This is a genomic window from Nonomuraea antimicrobica, assembly GCF_039536965.1.
Lineage (GTDB): Bacteria > Actinomycetota > Actinomycetes > Streptosporangiales > Streptosporangiaceae > Nonomuraea > Nonomuraea antimicrobica.
The window spans coordinates 1-6,855 of sequence record NZ_BAAAZP010000001.1 but is presented as its reverse complement, the minus strand read 5'-3'; the positions used below and the strand labels follow the sequence as shown (position 1 = coordinate 6,855).

Below are 6,855 nucleotides of genomic sequence, written 5' to 3'. Positions count from 1 at the left end.
GACCCGAAACCACCCACACACCAACCCCCGACCCCAACCCCAACCCCGACTCCCCGATCGTGAACGGCACCAACCCCCCAGACACCCCAGCACCCGCAGCACCCGCCTCCACCGGAGCCGAAGCCACCGGCGCCTCCACCGGCGCCACCGCCGGAGCCTCTTCCACGATCACATGCGCGTTCGTCCCACTCACCCCGAACGACGACACCCCCGCACGCCGAACCCGCCCCACCTCCACAGGCCACGACCGAGCCTCCCCCAACAACCGAACCCCACCCCGCCCCCAATCCACATACGAAGAAGGCACCGACACATGCAACGTCGCCGGCAACACCCCAAACCGCAACGCCAACACCATCTTGATCACACCCGCCACACCCGCAGCCGCCTGCGCATGCCCAATATTCGACTTCACCGACCCCAACCACAACACACGCCCACCACCACGACCCCCAAACACCCCCACCAACGCCCCCGCCTCAATCGGATCCCCCAACGCCGTCCCCGTCCCATGCGCCTCCACCACATCCACATCCCGTGGCGTGAGCTGGGCCGCCGAGAGGGCGCTACGGATCACCCGCTCCTGCGAAGGACCGTTGGGTGCGGTCAGCCCGTTGCTGGCACCGTCCTGGTTCACCGCGGAGCCCCGGATCACGGCGAGCACCTGGTGGCCGTTGGCGAGGGCGTCCGAAAGGCGTTCGAGCACGATCAGGCCGACGCCTTCTGAGAACACGGTCCCGTCCGCGTCGTCGGAGAACGCCTTGCAGCGACCGTCGCGCGCCAGGCCCTGCTGCCGGCTGAAGTCGACCATGAGCTCGGGCGTCGGCATGACGGTGACCCCGCCCGCGAGGGCGAGGGTGCTCTCCCCCTTGCGCAGGGAGTCGCAGGCCAGGTGGATGGCCACCAGCGACGAGGAGCAGGCCGTGTCCACGGTGACCGCCGGGCCTTCGAGGCCCAGCGTGTACGCGATGCGTCCCGAGATGACGGAGCTGGTGTTGCCGGTCTGCACGTACCCCTCGACGCCTTCGGGGAACGGTCCCAGGCCCGAGGCGACGTACCCGGTCTGCGTTCCGCCGACGAAGACGCCGGTGGAGGTGCCGCGCAGCGAGCCGGGGTCGAGAGCGGCCCGTTCCAGCGCCTCCCACGCGACCTCCAGGACGAGCCGTTGCTGGGGGTCCATCGCCAGGGCCTCACGCGGGCTGATCCCGAAGAAGGCGGCGTCGAACTCGGCCGCGCCTTCGAGGAAGCCCCCTTCGCGCAGGTAGGTCGTCCCGGGGGTGTCCGGGTCGGGGTCGTACAACGCCTCCAGGTCCCAGCCGCGGTCGTCGGGGAACGGCGACAGGCCCGTACGGCCCTCCGCCACCAGGTTCCACAGGTCCTCCGGCGACTCCACCCCACCCGGATAACGGCAGGCCATGCCCACGATCGCGATCGGCTCGCGCTCCTTCGCCTCGACCTCGCGCAGCCGCCGGCGGGTCCGCTGCAGGTCGGCGGTGGCCCGCTTGAGATAGTCACGGAACTTGTCGTCAGTGGCCATCAGATCTCAACCAACCCTCGAAAGTAGTGGGACAGGAGCAGGGACAGGGATCGGCGGGCGTCAGGCGGCACCGGCGAGGCGGGCCGCCTCCTGATGACGGGCCACGTGTGCCTCCAGATCGCGGACGAGGGCGTGCGGGGTGGGGGTCTCCCGCATCTCCTGCCGAGCCCGGTCCGCGCGCTCGGCGAAGGCGGAGTCGCTCAGGATCCGCTGCAGCGCGGCGCGCAGGGTATCGGCGGACAGCTTCTCCGGCGGGAGGTGCACGCCCGCTCCGTACGCGTCGACGGCGTCCGCCACCTGGCGTTCGTCGTGCAGGGCGTGCGGGACGATGAGCTGTGGGACGCCGTTGAGCAGCGCGGTCAGTGTGGTTCCCGTACCGGCGTGGTGGACGATCGCCGAGCAGCTCTTCAGCAGCGGGTCCAGAGGCACGTATCCGGGGATGCGGATGTTGCCCGGCACCGTGATCCCGTCGGGGACCGTGGCGCCGCCCAGCAGGGCGACGACCTCGACGTCCAGGTCGGCGACCGCGTCGAAGAGGTCGGCGTACCCCAGCTCGGCGCGGCCTTCCCACACCTCGTTGAAGGAGAGGCCCAGGGTGACGCAGACGCGCGGTCTGCCCGGCTCGGGGCTCAGCGCCCACCCAGGCACGTCCCCGGGGCCGTTGTACGCGACGTACCGCACCGGCAGGTAGTCGTACTGCGCGGGGATGCGCAGCCAGGAGGGCATCCAGTCGATCGTGGTCTGGCCGAGTACGAGGTCGTCGTCGTAGGCGCAGCCGTACTTCTCCAGCTTGGCGGTGAGCCAGTCGCGGACGGGGTCCTCGCCGGCGGCCTCAGGGCGGTCGGCCCGCAGTCGCAGGAAGAGCTCCCGCAACCGGCCCCAGTGGTCGCGGCCGATGGTCGTCCGTACGTGCGCGGCACCGCTGGCGGCCGCCGCGACCGGCCCGGTGAACGTCATGCTGTCCCAGATCACGAGGTCGGGCCGCCACACCCGGCAGAAGGCGACCAGGTCGTCGAACACGGTCGCGTCGGTGTTGATGTCGAGCGCCAGCGGGGAGGCGAAGGCGGCCAGGCAGTCGCGTACGTACTCGTAGGTGAGGACCTCGGGCCGCGTCTCCGTGATGTCGTACCCGGAGCCGTAGATCGTTCCCTCGGGGGGCAGGGCGGCGATGCGCTCCGCGTACCTCGCCTCCTCGCCGACGGCGACGCCGGTCAGGCCCGTCCGTTCGACCGCGGGCATGATGTCGGGCTGGCCGGCCACCACGACTTCGTGGCCGGCCGCCTTCAGCGCCCAGCCGAGGGGCACCATGAGGTTGAGGTGGGCGGTGGCCGCGAGCTGGGTGAGAACGACGCGCATACAACCGTCCTTCGGAGAACGTCACGGAGACGTCAGAAGAGATCACGATGTCCGGCCGGAGTGCCGTCTCAGAGAGGACGCGGACGGCACAGCCCAGCCGACGCCGATCAAGACAGTAGTCACGCACCTGCGCGGAGGCCGACCCCTAGCTCACCCCTCAGGTGCCCCAGCGGACATGCGTCCCCGAGGTGGGCTCGGAAGGCCACCGGGAGGCTTCGAAGATCCACGGGGAGCGACGGCCGCCGCGGCGAACGGCACCGGTCCTGTCCGTGGGTTAAGGGGAAAGGGACGGGCGGGATAGGGGTCCGCTTGGCGGTCGTCCTTCACCTAGCGTCGTCATGGCCGCTCATGCGCACCACGAGCGTGAATGCGCGTCATTCGCCGTACGCGGTCGAACGCAGTCGTACGCAGTCGTACGCGGTCGTACGCGTCCTCGCGTTGGCGACCGGTGCTCCGGGCGGCGTTTCCGTGAAGGGTCACCGCAGGGGGCGTCCCCTCCCGCACCGATCGTGATGAGGTGGTTGGCTTGTCCCGATCCCCCACCAGCCAGGGAACCGTGCCGTTCGGCGACCACGCGACCTGGTACCGGGTGACCGGCGATCTCGGATGCGGCAAACCCGCCGTCGTGGTGCTGCACGGCGGGCCCGGCGGCACCTACGACTATCTGTCGGGCCTGGCGGACCTCGCCGGATCGGGCTGGCCGGTCGTCCACTACGACCAGCTCGGCAACGGCGGCTCGACCCGCATCGACGACGCGGATCCCGGTTTCTGGACCCCCGAACTCTTCGACGCCGAGCTGTGCAACCTGCTGAACCTCCTGGGCATCGCCGGTGACTATGTCCTGCTCGGGCACTCCTGGGGCGGGCTGCTGGCCGCGAAGCACGCCTCCCGCCGGCCGCCGGGGCTGCGCGGGCTGGTGATCGCCAACTCGCCAGCCTCGTACCCGCTGTGGCTGAAAGAGCTGAAGGTCCTTCGCGACCTGCTCCCCGGCGGGGTGAACGACACCCTTCTCGCGCACGAGGCGGCGGGCACCACGGACACCCGCGAGTACTTCGACGCGATGAAGGTCTTCTACCAGCGCCATGTCATCCGGCTGGACCCGTGGCCGCGCGAGTTCACCGCCACCTTCATGGACACCCTCAGCAATCCGACCGTCTACCACACCATGAACGGGCCGTGTGAGTTCCACATCATCGGGACGCTGAAGGACTGGAGCGTCGTGGAGCTCCTGCCCCGTCTGACGGCGCCCACCCTGGTGATCTCTGGACGGTACGACGAGGTGACACCTGAGGCCATCCGGCCCTTCCTCGACCTCATCCCCGGGGCCCGGGGAGCGTGCTTCGAGAACTCCAGCCATTCGCCGCATCTGGAGGAACCGAAGCTCTTCCTCAAGGTCGTGACGGAATTCCTGACGAGCCTCGAGCAGGCGGCGGCACCGATCTTCGAAGGAGACAGACCGTGAACGGCACAAGCGTGACGTATGACGAACTGGACACCGCGAAGAGCGACGCGGAACTCATCGAACTCTACGGCTCTCCGCTGTACGTCTACGACCTCGACCGCGCCGCGGCCGCCCGCGACGACCTGTACGCCTCCCTGCCCGAGGGCACGTCGGTCTACTTCTCGTTCAAGGCCAACCCGCACCCCGACCTCGCCCGGGCGCTGCGTACCGGCGACGGGCTCCCGTGCAAGGCCGAGATCAGCTCCATGGGTGAGCTCGCGGCGGCCCTCGAGGCGGGCTTCGACCCGCACGACATCCTCTACACCGGCCCGGGGAAGACGGCGAGCGAACTCGATGCCGCCGTCGAGGCGGGCGTGCGTACGTTCTCCGTCGAGTCGATCGACGACCTGCGGCGGGTCGGCTGGGCTGCCTGGGGGGACGGCACGGTCGTCGACTGCCTGCTGCGCGTGAACAGCGCCGGAGCGGGTGCCACGACCAGTATCCGCATGACGGGCAGGCCCTCGCAGTTCGGCTTCGACAGCGAGACGCTGCCCGAGCTGATGCCGGAGATCCGCGCGGTGCGCAACACCCGCGTCACGGGGATGCACCTGTTCTCGCTGAGCAACGCCAAGGACGAGGAGTCCCTCATCGGCGAGTTCAGCCACACGATCGCCACGGCGGCCGCGGTCCGCGACGCCACCGGGCTGGAGCCGGAGCTGCTGGACATCGGCGGCGGCTTCGCCTCCCCCTACCTCGTCCCCGGCGAACGGCCCGTCTACGGCGGGTTGCGAGCGGCGCTGGAGAAGGTGCTCAACGCTCACTTCCCCGGCTGGCGGACCGGCGGCCCGCACATCGCCTGCGAGTCGGGACGCTATCTCGTCGGCGACTGCGGCCGGCTGGTGTGCACCGTCACCAACGTCAAGGAGAGCCGCGGCAACAGGTTCGTGATCCTGGACGCCGGCATCAACGTGCTGGGCGGCATGTCGGGGCTGGGCCGGCTCCTGCCGGTCAACGTCGGGCTCGACACCCACGACGAGGCGTCCGCCGGGTCGTCCCGGGACACGGCCGTGTGGGGCAACACCACCCTCGTCGGCCCGCTCTGCACGCCGGGTGACGTCCTCGGGCGGAACGTCTCCGTTCCCGAACTGCAGCCGGGAGACGTGGTCACCGTCCCGAACGCGGGAGCCTACGGCCTCACGGCCAGCCTGCTGATGTTCCTCGGGCGGCCGGCCCCCATGGAGGTCACCATGCGCGGCGAGCAGGTCCTCTCCGCATCACGCATCCTCTTCAACCGCGTCCACATCTGAGGCCCGCCCCCGTACCTGTCAGGAGAGTCGCGAGATGAGTCAGTCGCAGCACAGCGAGTTCGAGGCCGGGGTTTCCGCAGCTACCACGGCGAGCCTCGCCGCCCAACTGACGGAACTGGGCGCGGCGGAACGCCGGGCGGTTCTGGTCGACCTGATCAGCCGGACGACGCTCGACGTGATGAACGACGTACTGCCCGGGATCCTGGACGAGGTCTCCGCCGAGCAGACGTTCAAGGACATGGGCCTCGACTCCCTCGCCGCGGTCGAACTGCACGATCGGCTCGCCGCCGAACTCGGCGCCGACCTGCCCATCAGCATCGCCTTCGACCATCCGACGCCGACCGCCCTCGCCGACTTCCTGCTCACCGACGTCCTCGGCCTGGAGGAGGGCAGGACCGCCGACGTCACCGCCGCCGTCGGCTCCGACGAACCCATCGCGATCATCGGTATGGCCTGCCGTTACCCCGGAGGCGTGACCAACCCGGACCAGCTCTGGGAGCTGATCCGCGACGGACGGGAGACGGTGACCGGGTTCCCCGAGGACCGCGGCTGGGATCTGGACCGGCTCTTCGACGACGACCCCGACGCCGCCAACAGCAGCTACGCCCGCGTGGGCCACTTCCTGCTCGACGCGGCCGAGTTCGACGCCGCGTTCTTCGGGATCAGCCCGCGCGAGGCCCTGGCGATGGACCCGCAGCAGCGGCTGATCCTCGAGACGTGCTGGGAGGCCATCGAGCACGCCGGCATCGACCCGCGGACCCTGCACCAGAGCCAGACCGGGACCTTCATCGGCGCCGAACCGCAGGACTACGGCCCCCGCCTCGACCAGGCCCCCGCCGACCTCGAGGGCTACCTCGTCACCGGCGCCGCGCCCAGCGTCGTCGCCGGCCGGGTGGCCTACACCCTGGGCCTCGAAGGCCCGGCGGTGACGGTGGACACGGCCTGCTCGGCGTCGCTGGTGGCCATTCACCTGGCCTGTCAGTCGCTGCGTACCGGCGAGACCCCGCTCGTCCTCGCCGGCGGCGTCACCGTCATGTCCTCCCCCGGCACCTACACCGCCTTCAGCCGCCAGCGCGTCATCGCCCCCGATGGCCGCTGCAAGGCCTTCAGCGCGGACGCGGACGGTACCGGCTTCTCCGAGGGTGTGGGTGTGTTGTTGTTGGAGCGGTTGTCGGATGCGGTGGCTGGTGGGCGTCGGGTGTTGGGGGTGATTC

5 protein-coding genes are annotated in these 6,855 nt (G+C 70.1%); 3 read left to right on the top strand and 2 right to left on the bottom strand.

Going from position 1 to position 6,855, the window contains the following annotated elements; genetic code table 11:
- A partial coding sequence (locus tag ABD844_RS00025) for a type I polyketide synthase (protein WP_344871546.1) occupies positions 1-1,537 on the bottom strand: 1,537 nt, incomplete at its 3' end.
- A gap of 60 nt (positions 1,538-1,597) precedes the next feature.
- Complete coding sequence (locus ABD844_RS00020) at positions 1,598-2,893, bottom strand: activator-dependent family glycosyltransferase (protein WP_344871544.1); 1,296 nt, start codon at positions 2,891-2,893, stop codon at positions 1,598-1,600.
- Positions 2,894-3,419: 526 nt separating this feature from the next.
- Between ABD844_RS00020 and ABD844_RS00015 the strand changes: the two genes are divergently transcribed.
- The 3 genes from ABD844_RS00015 to ABD844_RS00005 all read left to right on the top strand — a co-directional run.
- Positions 3,420-4,355, top strand: coding sequence for a proline iminopeptidase-family hydrolase (locus ABD844_RS00015; RefSeq protein ID WP_344871542.1), 936 nt, complete (start codon positions 3,420-3,422; stop codon positions 4,353-4,355).
- Entirely contained in the window at positions 4,352-5,641 is a 1,290-nt protein-coding gene (locus ABD844_RS00010; protein ID WP_344871540.1) for a type III PLP-dependent enzyme domain-containing protein, read from the top strand. Before ABD844_RS00015 ends, ABD844_RS00010 begins: the two co-directional genes overlap by 4 nt.
- A 34-nt stretch (positions 5,642-5,675) precedes the next feature.
- On the top strand, positions 5,676-6,855 hold a 1,180-nt coding region (locus ABD844_RS00005; RefSeq protein ID WP_344871538.1), incomplete at its 3' end, for an acyl carrier protein.